The sequence below is a fragment of the Streptomyces sp. NPDC026538 genome, assembly GCF_055567535.1.
On record NZ_JBVHQG010000012.1, the window covers coordinates 108,376 to 128,939 of the forward strand.

23 protein-coding genes and 1 pseudogene are annotated in these 20,564 nt (G+C 70.8%); 14 read left to right on the forward strand and 10 right to left on the reverse strand.

Features of this window, described 5'->3' with window-relative positions; translation table 11 throughout:
- The first annotated feature begins 229 nt into the window (after positions 1–229).
- The 3 genes from ACZ4N4_RS37235 to ACZ4N4_RS37245 are packed head-to-tail and all read left to right on the forward strand — an operon-like array spanning position 230 to position 3,079.
- Positions 230–1,294, forward strand: coding sequence for a type III polyketide synthase (locus ACZ4N4_RS37235; RefSeq protein WP_467597255.1), 1,065 nt, complete (start codon positions 230–232; stop codon positions 1,292–1,294).
- The gene (locus tag ACZ4N4_RS37240) at positions 1,291–2,550 is read left to right on the forward strand and encodes a cytochrome P450 (RefSeq protein WP_467597637.1); all 1,260 of its coding nucleotides are present in this window, start codon (positions 1,291–1,293) and stop codon (positions 2,548–2,550) included. The genes ACZ4N4_RS37235 and ACZ4N4_RS37240 overlap by 4 nt, the downstream gene beginning before the upstream one ends.
- 7 nt (positions 2,551–2,557) lie before the next feature.
- Positions 2,558–3,079 (forward strand): cupin domain-containing protein, encoded by a 522-nt coding sequence (locus tag ACZ4N4_RS37245; RefSeq protein ID WP_453563749.1) that lies wholly within the window; start codon positions 2,558–2,560, stop codon positions 3,077–3,079.
- A gap of 83 nt (positions 3,080–3,162) precedes the next feature.
- Here ACZ4N4_RS37245 and ACZ4N4_RS37250 read toward each other — a convergent pair whose 3' ends face one another.
- Positions 3,163–4,389, reverse strand: coding sequence for an acyl-CoA dehydrogenase family protein (locus tag ACZ4N4_RS37250; RefSeq protein WP_450763584.1), 1,227 nt, complete (start codon positions 4,387–4,389; stop codon positions 3,163–3,165).
- Positions 4,390–4,561: 172 nt separating this feature from the next.
- Between ACZ4N4_RS37250 and ACZ4N4_RS37255 the strand changes: the two genes are divergently transcribed.
- The gene (locus tag ACZ4N4_RS37255; RefSeq protein WP_360496386.1) at positions 4,562–5,206 is read left to right on the forward strand and encodes a TetR/AcrR family transcriptional regulator; all 645 of its coding nucleotides are present in this window, start codon (positions 4,562–4,564) and stop codon (positions 5,204–5,206) included.
- Between the two features lie 42 nt (positions 5,207–5,248).
- On the opposite strand, the gene def is transcribed toward ACZ4N4_RS37255, so the two are convergent.
- The gene (gene def / locus ACZ4N4_RS37260) at positions 5,249–5,809 is read right to left on the reverse strand and encodes a peptide deformylase (protein ID WP_467597260.1); all 561 of its coding nucleotides are present in this window, start codon (positions 5,807–5,809) and stop codon (positions 5,249–5,251) included.
- Positions 5,810–5,960: 151 nt separating this feature from the next.
- Between def and ACZ4N4_RS37265 the strand changes: the two genes are divergently transcribed.
- From ACZ4N4_RS37265 to ACZ4N4_RS37285, 5 genes are all read left to right on the forward strand, one after another.
- Positions 5,961–7,199: a MurT ligase domain-containing protein gene (locus ACZ4N4_RS37265; RefSeq protein WP_453563740.1), complete on the forward strand. Its 1,239-nt coding sequence runs from the start codon at positions 5,961–5,963 to the stop codon at positions 7,197–7,199.
- Between the two features lie 23 nt (positions 7,200–7,222).
- Positions 7,223–7,951, forward strand: a complete 729-nt coding sequence (locus ACZ4N4_RS37270) for a type 1 glutamine amidotransferase (protein WP_365805204.1) — start codon at positions 7,223–7,225, stop codon at positions 7,949–7,951.
- Positions 7,952–8,130: 179 nt separating this feature from the next.
- A complete protein-coding gene (locus ACZ4N4_RS37275) occupies positions 8,131–9,156 on the forward strand; it encodes a 6-phosphofructokinase (RefSeq protein ID WP_453563737.1) in 1,026 nt (341 codons plus the stop codon).
- A 182-nt stretch (positions 9,157–9,338) separates the two neighbouring features.
- The gene (locus ACZ4N4_RS37280; protein ID WP_467597264.1) at positions 9,339–10,289 is read left to right on the forward strand and encodes a cytochrome c oxidase assembly protein; all 951 of its coding nucleotides are present in this window, start codon (positions 9,339–9,341) and stop codon (positions 10,287–10,289) included.
- A gap of 270 nt (positions 10,290–10,559) precedes the next feature.
- Positions 10,560–10,730, forward strand: coding sequence for a hypothetical protein (locus ACZ4N4_RS37285; RefSeq protein WP_351698366.1), 171 nt, complete (start codon positions 10,560–10,562; stop codon positions 10,728–10,730).
- 121 nt (positions 10,731–10,851) lie between these two features.
- On the opposite strand, the gene ACZ4N4_RS37290 is transcribed toward ACZ4N4_RS37285, so the two are convergent.
- From ACZ4N4_RS37290 to ACZ4N4_RS37305, 4 genes are read right to left on the reverse strand one after another with little or no spacing between them, the layout of a single operon-like run.
- Positions 10,852–12,033: a sensor histidine kinase gene (locus ACZ4N4_RS37290; RefSeq protein WP_453563732.1), complete on the reverse strand. Its 1,182-nt coding sequence runs from the start codon at positions 12,031–12,033 to the stop codon at positions 10,852–10,854.
- Positions 12,030–13,742, reverse strand: coding sequence for a sodium/solute symporter (locus tag ACZ4N4_RS37295; protein ID WP_467597268.1), 1,713 nt, complete (start codon positions 13,740–13,742; stop codon positions 12,030–12,032). Before ACZ4N4_RS37295 ends, ACZ4N4_RS37290 begins: the two co-directional genes overlap by 4 nt.
- Before the next feature lie 22 nt (positions 13,743–13,764).
- Positions 13,765–14,124 (reverse strand): hypothetical protein, encoded by a 360-nt coding sequence (locus ACZ4N4_RS37300; RefSeq protein WP_467597271.1) that lies wholly within the window; start codon positions 14,122–14,124, stop codon positions 13,765–13,767.
- Positions 14,125–14,126: 2 nt separating this feature from the next.
- Positions 14,127–14,876 carry a LytR/AlgR family response regulator transcription factor gene (locus tag ACZ4N4_RS37305; RefSeq protein ID WP_467597274.1) on the reverse strand — a complete coding sequence of 250 codons (750 nt, stop codon included), beginning with the start codon at positions 14,874–14,876 and terminating at the stop codon, positions 14,127–14,129.
- Positions 14,877–14,997: 121 nt separating this feature from the next.
- Between ACZ4N4_RS37305 and ACZ4N4_RS37310 the strand changes: the two genes are divergently transcribed.
- The 3 genes from ACZ4N4_RS37310 (at position 14,998) to rocD (ending at position 17,698) form a co-directional block, all read left to right on the forward strand.
- Positions 14,998–15,483, forward strand: coding sequence for an Lrp/AsnC family transcriptional regulator (locus ACZ4N4_RS37310; RefSeq protein WP_365285287.1), 486 nt, complete (start codon positions 14,998–15,000; stop codon positions 15,481–15,483).
- Between the two features lie 165 nt (positions 15,484–15,648).
- Positions 15,649–16,458, forward strand: coding sequence for a dimethylargininase (gene ddaH / locus ACZ4N4_RS37315; protein ID WP_467597277.1), 810 nt, complete (start codon positions 15,649–15,651; stop codon positions 16,456–16,458).
- A 19-nt stretch (positions 16,459–16,477) separates the two neighbouring features.
- Positions 16,478–17,698 carry an ornithine--oxo-acid transaminase gene (gene rocD, locus ACZ4N4_RS37320; protein ID WP_453563723.1) on the forward strand — a complete coding sequence of 407 codons (1,221 nt, stop codon included), beginning with the start codon at positions 16,478–16,480 and terminating at the stop codon, positions 17,696–17,698.
- Positions 17,699–17,744: 46 nt separating this feature from the next.
- Here the strand turns inward: rocD and ACZ4N4_RS37325 are convergent, their stop codons facing one another.
- The 4 genes and pseudogenes from ACZ4N4_RS37325 to ACZ4N4_RS37340 form a co-directional block, all read right to left on the reverse strand.
- Positions 17,745–18,368 carry a DUF305 domain-containing protein gene (locus ACZ4N4_RS37325; RefSeq protein ID WP_467597281.1) on the reverse strand — a complete coding sequence of 208 codons (624 nt, stop codon included), beginning with the start codon at positions 18,366–18,368 and terminating at the stop codon, positions 17,745–17,747.
- Positions 18,369–18,451: 83 nt separating this feature from the next.
- Positions 18,452–18,871, reverse strand: a complete 420-nt coding sequence (locus ACZ4N4_RS37330) for a DUF6153 family protein (RefSeq protein ID WP_453563719.1) — start codon at positions 18,869–18,871, stop codon at positions 18,452–18,454.
- Between the two features lie 98 nt (positions 18,872–18,969).
- Positions 18,970–19,086, reverse strand: a pseudogene (locus ACZ4N4_RS37335) (anti-anti-sigma factor); the annotation flags it as partial.
- Positions 19,083–19,445: an STAS domain-containing protein gene (locus ACZ4N4_RS37340; protein ID WP_467597284.1), complete on the reverse strand. Its 363-nt coding sequence runs from the start codon at positions 19,443–19,445 to the stop codon at positions 19,083–19,085. The pseudogene ACZ4N4_RS37335 and the gene ACZ4N4_RS37340, both read right to left, overlap by 4 nt.
- A gap of 241 nt (positions 19,446–19,686) precedes the next feature.
- Between ACZ4N4_RS37340 and ACZ4N4_RS37345 the strand changes: the two genes are divergently transcribed.
- Both ACZ4N4_RS37345 and ACZ4N4_RS37350 read left to right on the forward strand, forming a co-directional pair.
- Complete coding sequence (locus tag ACZ4N4_RS37345; protein ID WP_467597287.1) at positions 19,687–20,109, forward strand: ATP-binding protein; 423 nt, start codon at positions 19,687–19,689, stop codon at positions 20,107–20,109.
- 153 nt (positions 20,110–20,262) lie between these two features.
- On the forward strand, positions 20,263–20,541 hold the full coding sequence (locus tag ACZ4N4_RS37350; RefSeq protein WP_360494825.1) for a GlsB/YeaQ/YmgE family stress response membrane protein: 279 nt from the start codon (positions 20,263–20,265) through the stop codon (positions 20,539–20,541).
- The last annotated feature ends 23 nt before the right edge of the window (positions 20,542–20,564 follow it).

Below are 20,564 nucleotides of genomic sequence, written 5' to 3' on the forward strand. Positions count from 1 at the left end.
TCTGACCTGGTCGTTTTCAGCATTTCCGCGGCCGTGCCGGGCATCGCGTCCTCCTCGTCCGGATACCTCTGCGCTGATCCGACCCTGACACGGGGTCACCGGTTCGGAGTAGTCCGGCGAGAGATCATCGCCCTCACGGGTGATCGTGAGGGGACCACCTCCTGAGGTGAACCACCTCTCTGACCGGTCGGGCCCAAACCCGCCGGAAGGCTGAAAGCAGGCACGGTTCATGGCGACTTTGTGCAAACCCTCAGTGTCGGTCCCGGAGTACGTGATCACGATGGAGGAGACGCTGGAACTGGCGCGCTCCCACCACGAGAACCACCCGCAGCTGCCGTTGGCGCTGAGACTGATCGAGAACACGGGCGTTCGCACCCGGCACATCGTGCAGCCGATCGAGGAAACCCTGAAGCACCCCGGCTTCGAGGAGCGCAACAAGCTCTACGAACTCGAGGCCAAGGCCCGGGTCCCCGCAGTCATCCAGCGAGCGCTCGACGACGCCGAGCTGCTCACCAGCGACATCGACGTGATCATCTACGTCTCGTGCACGGGCTTCATGATGCCCTCGCTCACGGCGTGGCTGATCAACGAGATGGACTTCGACTCCACCACCCGCCAGATCCCCATCGCGCAGCTCGGCTGCGCGGCCGGCGGAGCGGCGATCAACCGGGCGCACGACTTCTGCTCGGCGTACCCGGACGCCAACGCGCTCATCGTGGCCTGCGAGTTCTGCTCGCTGTGCTACCAGCCGACCGACCTCGGCGTCGGCTCGCTGCTCTCCAACGGCCTCTTCGGTGACGGCATAGCCGCCGCCGTGGTCCGCGGCAAGGGCGGCACCGGCGTCGAGCTCGAACGCAACGGTTCGTACCTGATCCCCAAGACCGAAGAGTGGATCATGTACGACGTCCGGGCCACCGGGTTCCACTTCCTGCTGGACAAACGGGTCCCGGCGACCATGGAGCCGCTCGCACCGGCCCTCCAGGACCTCGCGGGACTGCACGGCTGGAACGCGTCCGACCTGGACTTCTACATAGTCCACGCGGGCGGGCCGCGAATCCTGGACGACCTGAGCAAGTTCCTCCAGGTCGAGCCGCACGCGTTCCGGTTCAGCCGGGCCACGCTCACCGAGTACGGCAACATCGCCAGCGCCGTCGTCCTGGACGCACTGCGCCGGATGTTCGACGAGGGCGGTGCCGAGCACCAGGCGCGCGGCCTGCTGGCCGGCTTCGGTCCCGGCATCACCGCGGAAATGTCGCTGGGTCGCTGGCGGCGTTCGGACGAAGAGGCGGCCTGACCGAGATGACGCTCACCGAACCACTCGACTCCGCCGACGAGGCCGCCGGTGCGGCCCCGGGCGTGGCCGCCTGCCCGGTCCGGCACTGGGAGGTGCCGGACCTGGCGGGGGTGGACTTCGACCCCACCCTGGCGGAGCTGATGCGGGAGGGTCCGGTCACCCGGATCCAGCTGCCCAACGGCGAGGGCTGGGCCTGGCTGGTCACCCGGTACGACGACGTACGGATGGTGGCCAACGACCCCCGGTTCAGCCGCGAGGCGGTGATGGACCAGCCGGTCACCCGGCTCGCCCCGCACTTCATCCCGGACCGTGGCGCGGTCGGCTTCCTGGACCCGCCCGACCACACGCGGCTGCGCCGCTCGGTGGCCGCCGCGCTCACCTCCAAGGGCGTGGAGCGGGTCCGGGTGAAGGCCCGCCGCATGCTGGATCAGCTCGTCGACGAGCTGATCCAGGACGGCCCGCCCGCCGATCTCACGGCGACGGTCCTGAGCCCCTTCCCCATCGCGGTGATCTGTGAGGTGATGGGCGTCCCGGCCGCCGACCGGCACACCATGCACATCTGGACCCAGCTGATCCTGTCCTCCAGCCACGGCAAGGAGGTCAGCGAGAAGGCCAAGCGCGAGATGGGCGCCTACTTCGGCGACCTCATCGCCCTGCGCGACGGCAGTGCGGGCGAGGACGTGGCCTCCCTGCTGGGCGCGGCCGTGGGCCGCGGCGAGGTCACGCTGGAGGAGGCCGTCGGTCTCGCCGTCCTCCTCCAGATCGGCGGCGAGGCGGTCACCAACAACAGCGGGCAGATGTTCTATCTGCTTCTCACCCGGCCCGACCTCCTTGACCGGCTGCGCACCGAGCCGGAGATCCGCCCCCGGGCGCTCGACGAGCTGCTGCGCTACATCCCGCACCGCAGCGCGGTCGGGCTGTCCCGGATCGCCCTGGAGGACGTGGAGATCAAGGGCGTGCGGATCCAGGCGGGAGACGCGATCTACGTCTCCTACCTGGCCGCCAACCGCGACCCGGACGTCTTCCCGCACCCCGAGACGATCGACTTCACCCGCAGTCCCAACCCGCATGTGTCCTTCGGGTTCGGCCCGCACTACTGCCCCGGCGGCCAGCTCGGCAGGCTGGAGGAGGAACTCCTGGTCGACGCCCTGGTCGACCGGCTCCCCGGACTGCGGCTCGCCGTACCTCCGGACCAGGTTCCCTTCAGAAAGGGCGCGTTGATCCGGGGACCCGAGGCACTTCCGGTGACCTGGTGAGTGGCCCATGACCACGACCGAGGGACTCCTCGTACCACCGGGACACGGGCGCGTGGTCCAGTCGCCGGCCCAGCGCGTCACCTTCAAGGTGACGGGCACGCACTCGCGGATGGCTTCCACCTTCGAGGTGGAGGTCCCGCCGGGCTTCGACGTGGGCGCCCATGTGCACACCCGGAGCGAGGAGTTGTTCTACGTCCTCGAAGGCGAGCTGGACGTTCTCGCCTTCGAGCCCCGCATCCGCACTCCCGACAACTGGCAGAAGTGGGAGTCGACTTCGGGCACGAAGGTGGTGCGGGCGACCCCGGGCACGCTGATCGCCGTACCCCCCGGCTGCCCGCACGCCTTCGCCAACCCGACGGACGCCCCGGCGCGGATGTTCTTCCAGGCGTCCCCGCCACCCGACCACGAGCGCTACTTCGAGGAACTGCTGGAGATCCTGGGCAGCGACGGTCCTCCGGACCTCGAGGCGATCGGGCAACTCCGCAAGCGCTACGACATCGAGCAACTCACGCCTCTGAAACACCGGTGAGGAGATCCACCTAGGGGCGCGGGGAACTGCGCGAGCAACCACGACGCGGCGTGGGCCCGCAACGCACCCGCACCCCCACGGCGCTACCGGATCGGCATCCCCGACAAGGTCCGGGCGATCACCAACCGCTGCACCTCACTCGTACCCTCGAAGATCGTGTAGATCGCCGCATCGCGGTGCATCCGCTCCACCGGATACTCCCGCGTGTACCCGTTGCCTCCCAGGATCTGGATCGCCTGGGCGGTGACCTTCTTCGCGGTCTCGCTGGCGAACAACTTCGACATCGAGCCCTCGGCGGCGGTGAACGGCTTCCCGTTCACCGCCATCCATGACGCACGCCACACCAGCAGCCGGGCCGCGTCGATCGACGTACGCATGTCCGCGAGCTGGAAGGCCACGCCCTGGTTGTCGATGATCGGCCGCCCGAACTGCTCACGGGTCTTGGCGTAGTCGAGGGCGACCTCGTAGGCGGCCCGCGCGGTACCCACCGCCATGGCCCCCACCGCGGGGCGGCTCGCCTCGAACGTCGCCATCGCCGCGTTCTTGACCCGCTCGCCGCCCGTCCTGGCTCGCTCCCGGGCACGGGCGAGGCGCTCGTCCAGCTTCTCCTTGCCGCCGAGCAGGCAGGAGCCCGGCACCCGGACGCCGTCCAGGACGACCTCGGCGGTGTGCGAGGCACGGATCCCGTGCTTCTTGAACTTCTGGCCCTGGGCCAGCCCGGGCGTCCCCGGCGGGATGATGAAGGACGCGTGGCCCTTGGAACCGAGCTCCGGGTCGACGACCGCGACGACGACATGGACGTTGGCGATGCCGCCGTTGGTCGCCCAGGTCTTCGTGCCGTTGATCACCCACTCGTCCTTGGCCTCGTCGTACACGGCCCGGGTGCGCATGGAGGCCACGTCGGAGCCGGCGTCGGGCTCGGAGGAGCAGAAGGCGGCCACCTTGACGTCGTTGGGGTCGCCGTACATCTGGGGTATCCAGGTGCCGATCTGCTCCTCGGTGCCGTTGGCGAGGACGCCGACGGCGGCCAGACCCGTGCCCACGATGGAGAGGGCGATGCCCGCGTCGCCCCAGAACAGCTCCTCCATGGCCATCGGTATGCCGAGACCGGTGGCGTCGAAGTACTGCTGGGCGTAGAAATCGAGGGAGTAGATACCGACCTTCGCGGCCTCCTGGATGACCGGCCAGGGAGTCTCCTCACGCTCGTCCCATTCGGCGGCCGCGGGGCGGATGACGTCGGCGGCGAAGCCGTGCAGCCAGTCCCGGACCTCCTTCTGTTCGTCGTTGAGTTCCATGGTGAACTCGGCCATGACCCCTCCAGCGGCAGCGCATAATGTGTTACTAGCGGTAACCCGAGTCTGTTACTCGTCGGTAGGAAAAGTCAACTCCCAAGGTCACATCGGCAGCCAGTTCGAGATGGGTCGGCTGTCAGGTGTTAGTTTGCGCAGGCGTCACCGAAACAGCACGGGGTGGGGAGAGCACATGGACACCACGCAGCGGACCGAACAGCAGCGGTCCGCCGACCGCCGACGGCGAGAGCTGTTGGAGGCCGCCGACCGGGTGGTGCTGCGCGACGGCCCGCAGGCCTCGATGAACGCGATCGCGGCGGAGGCCGGCATCACCAAACCGATCCTCTACCGCCACTTCGGCGACAAGGGCGGCCTCTACGCGGCCCTGGCCAAGCGGCACACGGACGCGTTGCTGAACTCCCTGCGGGAGGCGCTGGACGCGCCGGCGGACCGACGCGAGCGGGTCGAGGCCACGCTGGACACGTATCTCGCGGCGATCGAGGCGCGGCCTCAGGTGTACCGGTTCCTGATGCATCCCGCGGAGGGCAGCACAGGGTCCGACCAGGGGTTCGACGTGGGGAAACACTCGGCTCCGCTATTGCGCCGGATGGGTGAGGAGCTGGCGCAGGTCATCGAGGACCGACTGGATCTCGGACCCGGGAGTCAGCAGCTGGCGCGGGTGTGGGGACACGGGATCGTCGGGATGATGCACGCGGCCGGGGACTGGTGGCTGGGGGAACGTCCCTGTTCTCGTGCAGAGTTGGTGAAGAGTTTGGCTGATTTGCTGTGGGGGCGGCTGGCCGCGGCAGGGGACAAGATCGGCGGTCCTGGGTTCTGAGGGCTGGGTTTCGGGTGCGGGTGCGGGGGGCTTGGCGCGCCCCTAGAAGACAGGCAGGTCTCCTTCCCGGCGCCATGAGGCCTTGGCCACTTGCCGCATGAGCCTGCGACGGCGCCACCCGGTGACGTGGTCGGCGTACACGCGGCCCTCCAGGTGGTCCGTCTCATGCTGCAGGCACCTCGCGAAGAAGCCCGTTCCGTGGATCGTGATCGGCTCCCCCGTCGCCGTGAACCCCTCCACCACCGCGTGGTCGTAGCGCTCCGTCCCCGCCTCCAGGCCCGGCAGGGACAGGCAGCCCTCCGGCCCGCGGATCGTCACCCCGTCCGCCGCCACCAGGCGGGGGTTCACCACATGGCCCAGATGCCGTACGTCCTCGTCGTCGGGGCAGTCGAAGACGAACACCCGCAGCGGCTCCCCCACCTGGTTCGCCGCCAGGCCCACGCCCTCCGACGCGTACATCGTCGCGAACAAGTCCTCCACCAGACGGGAGAGTTCGAGACCGAAGTCGGTGACCTCCGTGCAGCGGGTGTGCAGCACGGGGTCGCCGAGCAGGGTGAGGGGCCGGACCCGCCCATGGGCGCCCGGAATGGAACCTTGTCGCATGGCCGCAAGGGTACGGTTCGAATCGGCCCCTGCCCGCCGCGCAGGCGAGGGCCGGAATTCGGGTGTGCGAATGGATCTCGATAGGCTGAGGTGCACACCACGTTGCCGGATGGCTGATGCGCGGCGCGTAGTCAAGGAGGATCGAGAACTGATGGCAGGCAACTCGGACCCGCTCACGCCGCGGGCCAAGATCGCCGTGACCGCGGGCAAGGCGGTCGCGGCGGCGTCCCGTGCCGCGGGACGCGGCAGCGGATCCGTGATCGGCGGCCGGGTCGCACTGAAACTCGACCCCGACCTTCTCGCCCGGCTCGCCCAGAACCTGGACGTCACGCTCGTCTCGGCGACCAACGGCAAGACGACGACCACCCGGCTGATCGCCGAGGCGCTCAAGGCCGCGGGCCCGGTCGTCTCCAACGCGCTCGGCGCCAACATGCCCGCCGGTATCACCTCGGCGCTGGCCGGCGGCTCCGAGGCCAAGTTCGGTGTGATCGAGGTCGACGAGAAGTACCTCGCCGGGGTGGCCCGGGACACCGACCCTAAGTGCATCGCGCTGCTCAACCTCTCCCGCGACCAGCTCGACCGGGCCGCCGAGACCCGGATGCTCGCCGAGAACTGGCGGGAGGGCCTGGCCGGCTCCAAGGCCGTCATCGTGGCGAACTGCGACGACCCGCTGGTGGTGTGGGCCGCGTCCTCCTCCCCCAACGTGATCTGGGTCGCCGCCGGGCAGATGTGGAAGGACGACGCCTGGTCCTGCCCGTCCTGCGGCGGTGTGATGCAGCGCCCGGGCGACGACTGGTTCTGCGGTGAGTGCGGGTTCCGGCGGCCGACCCCCAGCTGGGTGCTGTCCGGGGACCACGTCCTGGACCCGCACGGGTCCGCCTGGCCGATCCACCTCCAGCTGCCGGGACGCGCCAACAAGGCCAACGCGGCCTCCTCGGCCGCCGTCGCCGCCGTCTTCGGGGTGCCGCCGCAGGTCGCCCTGGAGCGCATGTACCAGGTGCAGGCCGTCGCGGGACGGTACGACGTCGTGCAGTTCCAGGGACGCGACCTGCGGCTGCTCCTGGCGAAGAACCCGGCCGGCTGGCTGGAGACCTTCTCGCTGATCGACCCGCCGCCGACCCCGGTGATCCTCTCCGTGAACGCGCGCGGCGCGGACGGCACCGACACCTCCTGGCTGTGGGACGTGGACTACACCCGCCTCACCGGCCACCCGATCTTCGTGCTCGGCGACCGCAAGCTGGACCTCGCGGTGCGTCTCGAGGTCGCGAACCAGCACTTCCAGGTCTGCGACTCCCTCGACCAGGCCGTGCAGACGGCCCCGCCCGGCCGGATCGAGGTCATCGCGAACTACACCGCCTTCCAGGACCTGCGCCGCCGCGTCGGCAACTGACTGACCCCGAAGGACGATCATTGATGAGCGACAACCAACTGCGGCTGGTGTGGATCTACCCGGACCTGCTCAGCACCTACGGCGACCAGGGCAACGCGCTCGTCGTGGAGCGCCGGGCGCGGCAGCGCGGTCTCGACGTGGCCCGGCTGGACGTGCGCAGCGACCAGCCGATCCCGACCTCCGGCGACATCTACCTGATCGGCGGCGGCGAGGACCGTCCGCAGCGGCTCGCCGCCGAGCGGCTGCGCCGCGACGGGCACCTGTACCGGGCCGTGGAGAACGGCGCGATCGTGTTCTCGGTGTGCGCCGGCTACCAGATCCTCGGGCACGAGTTCATCAACGACCTGGGCCAGCGCGAGCCGGGCCTCGGCCTGCTCGACGTGACGACCGTGCGCGGTACCGGGGAGCGGTGCGTCGGGGACGTCCTCGCCGACATCGACCCGCGCCTGGGACTGCCCCAGCTCACCGGGTTCGAGAACCACCAGGGCGTCACCCAGCTCGGCCCCACCGCCCGTCCCCTCGCCCGCGTCCAGCTGGGCCGGGGCAACGGCACCGGGGACGGCACGGAGGGCGCGTACAACGACACCGTCTTCGGCACGTACATGCACGGGCCGGTCCTCGCCCGCAACCCGCTCATCGCCGACCTGCTGCTGAAGCTCGCACTCGACGTGAACGCGCTGCCGCCGATCGACGACCGGTGGTACGAGGCCCTGCGCAGCGAGCGGATCGCGTCGGCGCAGCAGCCCGCCTGACCGGACCGGAGTGGTCGATCCCGGGCCCGCCTGACAGGGTGTCCGCTCACATGTGCGGGCGCGTCCAGCAGGCGGACGCCCGGTACGGCCAGACCCCCTCCCGCCGGTAGGGTGACGGCGATGTCAGCCGGACAGCGTGGTCCGGTCTTCGGCCCACGTGGAGAAGGTTGTTTCGGGCTATGCGCATTGGTGTCCTCACGTCCGGCGGCGACTGCCCCGGCCTGAACGCCGTCATCCGGTCCGTCGTGCACCGTGCCGTCGCCGACCACGGCGACGAGGTCATCGGCTTCCGGGACGGCTGGAAGGGCCTCCTGGAATGCGACTATCTCAAGCTCGACCTCGACGCCGTGGCCGGCATCCTGGCCCGTGGCGGCACGATCCTCGGCTCCTCCCGGGTCCAGCCCTCGCACCTGCGGGACGGCGTGGAGCGGGCCAGGGGCCATGTGGCCGAGCTCGGCCTCGACGCGATCATCCCGATCGGCGGTGAGGGCACGCTGAAGGCGGCCCGGCTGATGTCCGACGCCGGCCTGCCGATCGTCGGCGTGCCGAAGACCATCGACAACGACATCGCTGTCACCGACGTCACCTTCGGCTTCGACACGGCCGTGGGTGTGGCCACCGAGGCCCTCGACCGGCTGAAGACCACCGCCGAGTCCCACCAGCGGGTCCTCGTCGTCGAGGTCATGGGCCGGCACACCGGCTGGATCGCCCTGCACTCCGGCATGGCGGCCGGCGCCCACGCCGTCGTCGTACCGGAACGGCCCTTCGACATCGAGGAGTTGGCCCGGCGGGTCGGCGAGCGGTTCGAGGCCGGGAAGCGGTTCGCGATCGTCGTCGCGGCGGAGGGGGCCAAGCCGAAGGCGGGCACGATGGCCTTCGACGAGGGCGGCAAGGACATCTACGGCCACGAGCGGTTCGCCGGTATCGCCCGGCAGCTCTCCATCGAGCTGGAGCAGCGGCTCGGCAAGGAGGCGCGGCCGGTCATCCTCGGGCATGTGCAGCGGGGTGGCACGCCGACGGCGTACGACCGCGTCCTGGCGACGCGGTTCGGGTGGCATGCGGTGGAGGCCGCGCATCGCGGGGAGTTCGGTCACATGACTGCGTTGCGGGGCACGGACATCGTGATGGTGCCGCTCGCCGAGGCGGTGGAGACGTTGAAGACGGTTCCCGCGGAGCGGTACGAGGAAGCGGAGACCGTGCTGTAAGGGGTCTCCGCCGCAGGAGGTTCTGATCCGTTGCCGAGTGCGGGTCGTGTGTGGTTGCTCGCGCAGTTCCCCGCGCCCCTGAGGGGGCGCTCCAGTGCCCCCGGTCGCAGCGGCGCCCGGGGACAGCTCTACTCTGGGGACCGAAGAAACCGCACAACCCCCCACGAATCAGGAGCCGCCGGATGGATCACAGCGGGCACGGCATGACCATGGACTTGCCGCCGTTCACGCTGGGGCGGGGGCTGGAGTGGTCGGCGGATCCCTTCTTTCTCGTGGCCTGCGTCGCGGGGCTCGCGCTGTACGGGTGGGGTGTGGTGCGGCTGCGGCGGCGCGGGGACGCGTGGTCCGTCGGACGCACGGTGTCGTTCGTCATCGGTGTCCTCACCATCATGCTGGTGATGTGCACCAGGCTGAACGACTACGGGATGGTCATGTTCAGCGTGCACATGGTGCAGCACATGGTCATCAGCATGCTGTCGCCCATCTTCATCCTGCTGGGCGCCCCGGTCACGCTCGCGCTGCGTGCGCTGCCCGTCGCCGGGAAGGGCCGCAAGGGCCCCCGCGAGCTGTTGCTGGCCCTGCTGCACAGCCGGTACATGCGGATCATCACCCATCCCGCCTTCACGATCCCGCTGTTCATCGCGAGCCTCTACGCGCTCTACTTCACCCCGCTGTTCGACTTCCTGATGGGGTCGAAGGCCGGGCACGTCGCGATGATGGTGCACTTCCTGGCCGTCGGTGTCGTCTTCTTCTGGCCGATCATCGGTGTCGATCCGGGACCCCACCGGCCGGGGTACCTGATGCGGATGCTGGAGCTGTTCGCGGGCATGCCGTTCCACGCGTTCTTCGGTATCGCGTTGATGATGGCGTCGGAGCCGATGGTCGAGACGTTCAAGAACCCGCCCGCCTCGCTCGGCATCGACGCGCTCTCCGACCAGACCGCGGCCGGTGGTATCGCCTGGGCGTTCAGCGAAGTCCCCTCCGTGCTGGTGCTGATCGCCCTGCTGTTCCAGTGGTACGGCTCCGAGCAGCGGCAGGCCCGGCGCACGGACCGGGCCGCGGACCGGGACGGCGACAAGGAGCTCGAGGCGTACAACGCCTATCTGGCCTCACTGAACGCACGCAAGGGCTGAAGGGCCTTCCTGTCGGCAGCAGCCGTCCGGGGAACCGTCGCGCCGGCTCCCGTGGTACACGCGCCGCGTACGGGCGCGAGCCCGGGCGGCCGCCCGGTCACCGCCGGCCGCCTCTCCCCCGGCGGTACGGATTCGATCCTTTTGGCTACCGGGCGGCCTCCTGGGCCGGTGAGGGGATGTGGAAGACAGGGGCTCATTTCGTCGTGTGCGCCGTACGGAGGCAGAACGGGGGCACCATGGAGGGAGTCGGACCATGAGGAGGGTGTCGCGATGCCCGGTTCTACGAACGGTTCCACCAAGGCGATGGGGGTCCTCACCGTAGGCGGACTCGTGGTGGTGACGGCCTACACGGTGGCACTCGGCAGCAACGGCTGGCTCTGGTTCGGGTGGGTGGTGCTGGGGCTGCTGACCCTCGCGATGGTGGTCACCCAGAGCAACTGACACACCGGCCGCGCACACCGCCCCAAAGGGGGCGCGGGGCTGTATTGAATGTGCGGGTGCCGCCGCGTGGGCGCGAACAGCCACAACGGCGCCGCAGCCGACCACGGCACACCGCCGACGGCTAGTGCACCCCGGGCTGGTACTTGGGCAGCCGGGCGGTGATCTTCATGCCCGCGCCGGGGGCGGTCTCGATGACGAGGCCGTGGTCGTCGCCGTAGACCTGGCGGAGCCGGTCGTCGACGTTGGACAGCCCGATGCCACCGGACGGGCTGGTCTCGCCGGCGAGGATGCGGCGCAGCAGGCCGGGGTCCATGCCGGTGCCGTCGTCCTCGATGACGACCAGGGCCTCGGCACCCTCGTCCTGCGCGGTGATCTGGATGTGACAGGTGCCGGTCTTGCCCTCCAGGCCGTGCTTCACGGCGTTCTCGACCAGGGGCTGGAGGCAGAGGAAGGGCAGGGTGACCGGCAGCACCTCCGGGGCTATCTGGAGGGTGACCGTGAGGCGGTCGCCGAAGCGGGCCCGGACGAGCGCCAGGTAGTGGTCGATGGCGTGCAGCTCGTCCGCGAGGGTGGTGAAGTCACCGTGCCTGCGGAACGAGTAGCGGGTGAAGTCGGCGAACTCCAGGAGGAGTTCACGGGCCCGCTCGGGATCGGTGCGCACGAAGGAGGCGATCACCGCGAGCGAGTTGAAGATGAAGTGCGGGGAGATCTGGGCGCGCAGGGCACGGATCTCGGCCTCGATGAGCCGGGTGCGGGAGCGGTCCAGGTCGGCCAGTTCCAGCTGGACGCTCACCCAGCGGGCGACCTCGCCGGCCGCCCGGACCAGGACGGCGGACTCGCGCGGGGCGCAGGCGACTAGGGTGCCGTGGACGCGGTCGTCGACGGTGAGCGGCGCGACCACCGCCCAGCGGACCGGACAGTCGGGATGCTCGCAGTGCAGGCGGAAGGCCTCGCCGCGGCCGGACTCCAGGGGTCCGGCGAGGCGCTCCATGATCTCGGTGCGGTGGTGGTCGCCGACGCCGTCCCAGACCAGCAGGTTCTCGTGGTCGGTGAGGCAGAGGGCGTCGGTGCCGAGCAGGGTGCGCAGCCGGCGGGCCGACCGGCGGGCGGTCTCCTCGGTCAGGCCCGCGCGCAGCGGGGGTGCGGCGAGGGAGGCGGTGTGCAGGGTCTCGAAGGTGGCGTGTTCGACGGCGGTGCCGAGACCGCCGAGGCTCTCGGGGCGTGCGGTGCGGCGGCCCAGCCAGAAGCCGGCGGCCAGCAGTGGGAGTACCGCCACCAGGAGACCGGCCAGGAATCCGGTCACGCCTTCACCTCCGCGCGCAGCTCCTCGGGGAGGTGGAAGCGGGCCAGGATCGCGGCCGTGCCCGGCGGAACCCGGCCCGGCGTCGCCAGGGACACCAGGATCATGGTGAGGAAGCCCAGCGGCACCGACCAGAGGGCGGGCCAGGCGAGCAGGGCGTGCAGGTTCCCGGTGCCCGGGAAGTCGGCCATCGTCGCGGCCACCGCGCAGAACGCCGAGCCGCCCCCGACCAGCATCCCGGCGGCCGCGCCGGGCGGGGTCAGCCGGCGCCACCAGATACCGAGGACCAGCAGCGGGCAGAAGGAGGAGGCGGACACCGCGAAGGCGAGCCCCACGGCGTCCGCGGCCGGCAGCCCGCCGACGAGCACGCTGGCGACCAGCGGTACGGCCATGGCCAGTACGGTCCCCAGTCTGAAGTGCCGTACCCCGCGTGCCGGGAGGACGTCCTGGGTGAGGACGCCGGCGACCGCCATGGTCAGTCCGGAGGCGGTGGAGAGGAACGCGGCGAAGGCGCCGCCCGCCACCAGGGCGCCGAGGAGATCGCCGCCGAGGCCGCCGATGACCCGGTCGGGCAGCAGCAGGACGGCCGCGTCCGCGTTGCCGGTGAGGGTGAGTTCGGGGGTGTAGAGCCGGCCGAGGGCGCCGTAGACGGGCGGCAGCAGGTAGAAGAGGCCGATCAGGGCGAGGACGGCGACCGTGGTGCGGCGGGCGGCGACGCCGTGCGGGCTGGTGTAGAAGCGGACGACGACGTGCGGCAGGCCCATGGTGCCGAGGAAGGTGGCGAGGATCAGCCCGTACGTGGCGTACAGCGGGCGTTCCTCGCGGCTCTCGGCGAGCGAGGTGGACATGCCGCCGTTGGTGCCCCGGTCGGTGGCGGGCACCCGGGTGCCCTTGGCGAAGGTCAGACGGGTGCCGGCGGTGATGCGGTGGATTCCCTCGGGGAGGGTGACCCTGGCGTCCTGGTGCGGGCGGCCGTCGACGGTACCGGTGACGGTGACCGTGAGGGGGCGGTCCAGCCTGAGGTCGAGGGTGTCCTGGACGGCGACGGTGCGCTGCTCGCGGAAGGCAGCCGGTTCGTCGAAGGCGTGGGTGGGGGCGCCGGCGCCCTGCCAGGCGAGGATCAGGAAGAGGGCGGGGACCAGCAGGGCGGTGAGTTTCAGCCAGTACTGGAAGGCCTGTACGAAGGTGATGCTGCGCATGCCGCCGGCGGCGACGGTGGCCACCACGACCACGGCCACGATCAGCCCGCCCAGTGCGTCCGGGGCGCCGGTGAGCACCGCCAAGGTCAGTCCGGCGCCCTGGAGCTGGGGCAGCAGGTAGAGCCAGCCGACGCCGACGACGAACGCCCCGGCCAGCCGTCGTACCGGCTGCGAGGCGAGCCGGGCCTCGGCGAAGTCGGGCAGGGTGTAGGCGCCGGACCGGCGCAGCGGAGCGGCGACGAAGAGCAGCAGGACCAGATAGCCGGCGGTGTAGCCGACCGGGTACCAGAGCATGTCCGGGCCCTGCACCAGGACCAGTCCGGCGATGCCCAGGAAGGAGGCGGCGGAGAGGTACTCGCCGCTGATCGCGGCCGCGTTGAGGCGCGGGCCCACGGTGCGCGAGGCGACGTAGAAGTCGGACGTGGTCCGGGAGATGCGCAGGCCGAAGGCGCCGACCAGGACGGTCGCGACGACCACGAGGGCGACGGCCGGGACGGCGTAACCGGAGTTCATCCGACCTCGTCCCGACGGGGGTTCATCGGTCCTCGACGAGTCGGACGAAGTCCTGCTCGTTGCGTTCGGCGCGGCGCACGTACCAGCGGGCCAGCAGGATCAGCGGGGCGTACAGGCAGAAGCCGAGCACCAGCCACTCCAGGCGGCGGGCCTGCGGGGCGGCCGCGAACACCAGCGGGAGCGGGCCGACGAGCAGCACGAGCACGGCGAACACGACGATGGCGACGCGGAGTTGGGAGCGCATGAGGGAGCGGACGTAGGTGTGGCCGAGGGTGGTCTGCTCGTCGATCTCGGTGCGCGGCCGGTAGTAGCCGGAGCCACGGCGGCTGCGGCGGGGCGGGCCGGTGACGGTGACCCGGCGTTCGGCGGGGTCGGTGGGCACCGTCAGACCCTCCTCATCAGCAGGTCCCGCAGCTCGCGCGCGTGGCGTCGGCTGACCTGGAGTTCCTCGCCGCCGACCAGGACGCTCACCGTGCCCGCGTCCAGGCGGAGTTCGCCGATGTGGCGGAGGGCGACCAGGTGGCGGCGGTGGATGCGGACGAAGCCGCGGGAACGCCAGCGGTCCTCCAGGGTGGAGAGCGGGATGCGCACGAGGTGGCTGCCGCGCTCGGTGTGCAGGCGGGCGTAGTCGCCCTGGGCCTCCACATGGGTGATGTCCTCGACGGCCACGAACCGTGTGACACCGCCGAGTTCGACCGGCAGGTGGTCCGGGTCGGGTTCGTGCACGGGTATGTGCGGTGCGGTGCCGCGCAGTTCGGCGACCCGTCGTACCGCCTCCGCCAGGCGCTCCTTGCGTACCGGCTTGAGGACGTAGTCGACCGCCTTGAGATCGAAGGCCCTTACGGCGAAGTCCTCGTGGGCGGTGACGAACACGACCAGCGGGGGCCGGGCGAAGCCGGTGAGCAGCCGGGCCATCTCCAGTCCGTCCAGGCCGGGCATCTGGACGTCCAGGAAGACGACGTCGACGGCCTCGGGGCCCAGGGGTCCGGACTCCAGGGCGCGGGTGATGCGGCGCAGCGCCTCGGTGGCGTCCCCGGCGCCCTCGACGCTGCCGATGCGCGGATCGGCGTTCAGCAGGTAGAGGAGCTCCTCCAGCGAGGGGCGTTCGTCGTCGACGGCGAGGGCGCGCAGCATGAACGGAGTGTAGGCGGCGGACCGGGGCGCTGGACATGTACCGGACGCGGACGTTCGCGCCGGACGAACCGTGTGAAGTGGCGTGGCCTGAAGTGTCTTTCCCCGTGGATACAGTGCGGACATGAACAGCGGCACCGCCCCCTTCGACGATCTCGACCGGAAGATCACCACCGCCCTGATGGCGAACGCGCGGACCAGTTTCGCCGAGATCGGCGCGGCCGTCGGGCTCTCCGCGACGGCCGTGAAGCGGCGGGTCGACCGGTTGCGCGAGACCGGGGTGATCACCGGGTTCACGGCCACCGTGAAGCCGTCGGCCCTCGGCTGGCGCACCGAGGCGTATGTCGAGGTGTACTGCGAGGGCGCGGCCCCGCCCAGGCGGCTCGCGGAGGTGGTCCGCAACCATCCGGAGATCACCGCGGCCATGACGGTGACCGGCGGCGCGGACGCCCTGCTGCACGTCCGCGCCCGGGACGTGGACCACTTCGAGGAGGTGCTGGAACGGATCCGGGTGGAGCCCTTCATCCGGAAGACGATCAGCGTGATGGTGCTGTCGCATCTGCTGCCGGAGAGCCCGGAGGCCGGCGCGACACACCCGGCACCGCAGTAGAGGAGGGGCAGGCAGGGAGTAAACGCACAGATGCTGCGTTTGTGTGATCGGAGACGCAGCAATCCTGCGCAGACACGCAACATCCGTTGCTTGTCGCCCGTATCCGACGCTTTCTACCTTGGTGTAACCCTCGTCGACACCGCAGGAAAGCGGAGGAACACCTCTGTGCCCGAAAGCCGTGTGCCGCGTGTCCGGCGCTTCCTCGTCTGCGAACCCAGACACTTCGCCGTGCAGTACGCGATCAATCCCTGGATGAACCCCGACACCAGGGTCGACGTCGACCTGGCCCATGAGCAGTGGACCGCGCTCATCAGCGCCTACCGTGCCCACGGCCACAGCGTCGACCACCTGGAGCCGGTCCCCGGCCTGCCCGACATGGTCTTCGCCGCGAACTCGGCCGTCGTCGTCGGCGGCCGTGTCTTCGGCTCCCTGTTCCACGCGCCGGAGCGGCGCCCCGAGTCCTCCCACTACGACCTCTGGTTCAAGACCGCCGGCTACGACGTGTACCGCCCCGGCTCGGTGGTCGAGGGCGAGGGCGATCTGGTCTGGACGGGCCGGTACCTGCTCGCCGGCACCGGCTTCCGCACCACCCGGGAGGCGCACCGGGAGGCACAGGAGTTCTTCGGCCATCCGGTGATCAGCCTGACCCTGGTGGACCCGTACTTCTACCACCTGGACACCGCCCTGTTCGTCCTCGACGACGAGAACATCGTGTACTACCCGGAGGCCTTCTCCAGCGGCAGCCGCGAGGTGCTGCGCCGCCTGTACCCGGAGGCGGTGCTCGCCACCCGCGACGACGCCATGGCATGGGGGCTGAACTCCGTCTCCGACGGCCGCCGGGTCTTCATCGCGCCGCAGGCCGAGGCGCTCGCCGCCCGGCTCGCCGACCAGGGCTACGAACCGGTCCCCGTCGACCTGTCGGAGTTCCACAAGGCCGGCGGCGGCATCAAGTGCTGCACCCAGGAAATCCGCTGAGGTCCGAGGAGAGTCATCGATGACCGCACCCGCGCACACCCGTACCTCCGCCGAGCTGATCGAGGCCGAGGAGCCGGTCCTCGCGCACAACTACCATCCGCTGCCCGTGGTCGTCGCCGGTGCCGAGGGCGCCTGGGTGGAGGACGTCGAGGGCCGCCGCTATCTCGACATGCTGGCCGGCTACTCGGCCCTCAACTTCGGCCACCGCCACCCGGCCCTGATCGAGGCCGCACACCGCCAGCTGGACCGGCTGACCCTCACCTCCCGGGCCTTCCACAACGACCGGCTCGCCGAGTTCGCCGAACGGCTGGCCGCGCTGACCGGCCTGGACATGGTGCTGCCGATGAACACCGGCGCCGAGGCGGTGGAGAGCGGCATCAAGGTGGCCCGCAAGTGGGCCTACGACGTGAAGGGCGTCCCCGCCGACCGGGCCACGATCGTCGTCGCGGCGGACAACTTCCACGGCCGTACGACCACGATCGTCAGCTTCTCCACGGACGAGACCGCCCGCGCGGGCTTCGGACCGTTCACGCCGGGCTTCCGGATCGTGCCGTACAACGACCTGGCGGCGCTGGAGGCGGCGGTCGACGAGACGACGGCGGCCGTGCTGATCGAGCCGATCCAGGGCGAGGCCGGGGTCATGATCCCCGACGACGGCTACCTGACCGGGGTCCGCGAACTGACCCGGCGCAAGGGCTGCCTCTTCGTGGCCGACGAGATCCAGTCCGGCCTCGGCCGCACCGGGCGTACCCTCGCCGTCGACCACGAGGACGTCGTCCCGGACGTGCTGCTGCTCGGCAAGGCGCTGGGCGGCGGGATCGTGCCGGTGTCGGCGGTGGTGGCCCGGCGCGAGGTGATGAGTGTGCTGCGGCCGGGCGAGCACGGCTCGACGTTCGGCGGCAACCCGCTCGCCGCCGCGGTCGGCACGGCCGTGGTCGAGCTGCTGGAGAGCGGCGAGTTCCAGCGCCGGGCGGCCGAGTTGGGCGTGGTCCTGCGGGACGGTCTGGCGGAGCTGGTCGGCAGGGGCGTGGTCGGCTTCCGCGCGCGCGGGCTGTGGGCGGGCGTCGACGTGGACCCGGCGATCGGCACCGGGCGCGAGATCAGCGAACGCCTGATGCGCGAGGGCATCCTCGTCAAGGACACGCACGGCTCGACGATCCGGCTGGCCCCGCCGCTGACCGTCACGGCGGAGGAACTGCGGTCGGCGCTGGGGGCGTTGGAGAAGGTGCTGGCGGCCTGAGCGAGGAGGCGGCCGCGCCCACCGGGCGCGGCCGCCCCTCCCCCGGTCAGCCCTTGCCGAGGAGCTGCCTCATCTCCTTGATCTCGGCGTTCTGGGCGGTGACGATGTCACCGGCCAGGCCGGTGGCCGGGGCGTAGGCGCCCTGGGACCGCTCGGTGGTGGCCATCTCGACGGCGCCCCGGTGGTGTTCGACCATCATGGTCAGGAACATCGTGTCGAAGTCCGTCCCCTCGGCCTTCTTCAGCGCGGTCATGTCCGTGTCGTCCATCATCCCGGCCATGCCGCTGTGGCCGCTGTGGTCCATGCCCGCCATGGGCACGTCCTCGCCCCAGGCCTTGAGCCACCCGGACATGGTCTTGATCTCCGGGTCCTGGGCCTTCTCGATCCGGGCGGCGAGGTCCTTCACCCGGGCCGAGGAGGCCCGGCCGGCGGCGAGCTCCGCCATCTCCAGGGCCTGCCGGTGGTGGGGGATCATGCGCTGCGCGAAGGTTACGTCCTGCGCGTTGTGCGCGCCGGCGGCCATGCCCGACGCGGACGCTCCGGCGTGTGCGGTGGCGGGTGTGCCGCTGTGGGCGGTGCTGTCGCCGCCGCCGCACGCGGTGAGGGCGAGGGCGGCGGTCGCGGTCAGCGCGACGAGGACGGCACGGGTACGGGTACGGGTGGTGCTCATGCTGGATCTCCTGCGGTGGATGTGAGAGGGGCACGCGGGAGCACGACCGCGGCGCGGTACGCGCACGGCCGGCTCGGGTGCCTCTAGATCCGCAGGAGCTGGAGTTCGGCCAGGTCGGGGGGTGCGCGGGCGCCGTCCGGTGGGACGGCCGTGCGGGAGCCGGCCAGGAGGGCGGCCGCGGGGACGGGTACCGGGTCCGGCACCAGGGCCGGCAGCGCCGGTCCGCCGCTCACCGCACCCGAGGCGCAGGTCGCGTCGGCGTGGTGCGCGTGGTTGCCGCCGCAGTGGCCGTCGTCGCCGGAGCAGCCGTCGTACGCGGTGACCATGGCGGTCATGGCGGTCATGGGCGCGACCCGGTCATGACCGCGGTGCCCGCCGGATCCCAGGGCACCGCCGGGTGCCAGCGCGTGCATGGCGAGCAGTCCGGCCAGCAGGCCCAGCACGAGCAGGGCTCGCCATCGCCGGTGCGGCGGGGGCGGGGTGGGCTGCTCGGTGGGGCGCATCGGGGTCATCCTATGCCCGTCCTGAGCGCGGACCGGGACGGACACGTCCCCGACCGCCGCTCACGCGAACAGGGCTGTGATCAAGGCGACGTCGTCGTCCTAGGTCTGCCCGCAACGAGCGAGCAGCACCACTCGGCGCCCATCAGCCGGGCGGCGACGATGGTCTTGAGCAGATGCTGGGCGACCTGGGTGTCCACAACGGGAACCCAGGTCAGCCCTCCAGTGCTTCGCGCACCGTCGGGCGGCAGGGGATGAGGGCGTCGATGCCGACGAGTTCCAGTACCCGCTGGACGGTCGGTTGCGCACCGGCCACCCGCAGCCAGCCCTGGGCGTCCGCGGCCGCGCGGTGAGCGGCGATGAGCGCGTTGATGCCGGCCGAGTCCATGAAGGTCAGCCGGGTGAGATCGACGACGGTCCGCGGGAAGGCGTCGGTGACGGGCGGGTTCAGCGCCTGCCCGGCGAGGTCGCGTGTGGTGTGGTCCAGCTCGCCGCGCAGGGCGACGACCCTGACGCCGTCGAGGACGGCTTCGCTGACTGTCAGTTGGCCACGCTGGTCCGGCTGGGCGTCTGTCACCGAGTCCTCGACTGCGTTCGCTGGAGCGGCTGGGCCGCCAACTCCTGTGCGAGGAGTCATCGCTGATACTACGGGGAACAGCGCTCGTAGGAGTGGGCACTTGGAGTAAGAAGAAACAGGAGGCGCAGCGCACGGGTCAGGTGCCGACGGACGACGGGAACGAAGGTGACGAAGCGTGGAGTCTGCCGGCAGTGAAGGCGAAGGAGAGCCGAGTCCTCGTCCGATAGCCACCGCCGCCCCGTTGGACGGCGACGATGCCTGTATAGGCGAAGCTCGCCATCTCGCCGCGGACTTCCTCGGCCGCGCCCGGACGGACCACGGTGTGGCCGTGTCGGCGCGGGCCGTGGACCTCACCCGCCTGGTGGTCAGCGAACTGGTCACCAACGCCCGCAAGTACGCCCCCGGGCCGCTGTGGATGGAACTGCGCATCGCGGACGAGGCAGTGGAGGTGACCGTACGGGACAGTGCGCGCGCACAGCCCGCCGCCCGGCGGGGAGATCCCGGAAGGGTCGGTCAGCACGGGCTGGAGATCGTCATGGCCGTCGTCCAGGCCTTCCACGTCCGCCTGGAACCCTCCGGCAAGAGTGTCACCGCTCGGATCGCTCTGGCCGACGGCCCGGTCGGCGGTGCCCGCCGGGCCGACTCGCCGTCAGGCCCCCGCTGAGCGCCGCGGGCTCGTTCCCGGACGTCATGACGCCGTCCACACCCCCGGATCGGGAACCGGTACGGCCGTGACCCGGATGAGACGTTTGTTCGGGCGCGATCGGTGCACACGATGAGCTGACACAACCTTTATCCGAGGAAGCGGAGACGCACCATGGGCATCATCGCGTGGATCATCATCGGCCTGCTCGCCGGCGCCATCGCCAAGGCCCTGATGCCGGGCAAGGACCCCGGCGGCATCATCGTCACCATGCTCATCGGCATCGTCGGCGGTCTGCTGGGCGGCTGGCTCGGCAAGGTGATCTTCGGCGTCGACTCCATCGACGGGTTCTTCGACCTGTCCACCTGGATCGCCGCGATCGTCGGCTCCCTCATCCTGCTCCTCCTCTACCGCCTCGTCACCGGAAACCGGCGCTCGCACCGGCACGCGTGACCCGCTGAAGCCACCCGCCCGCA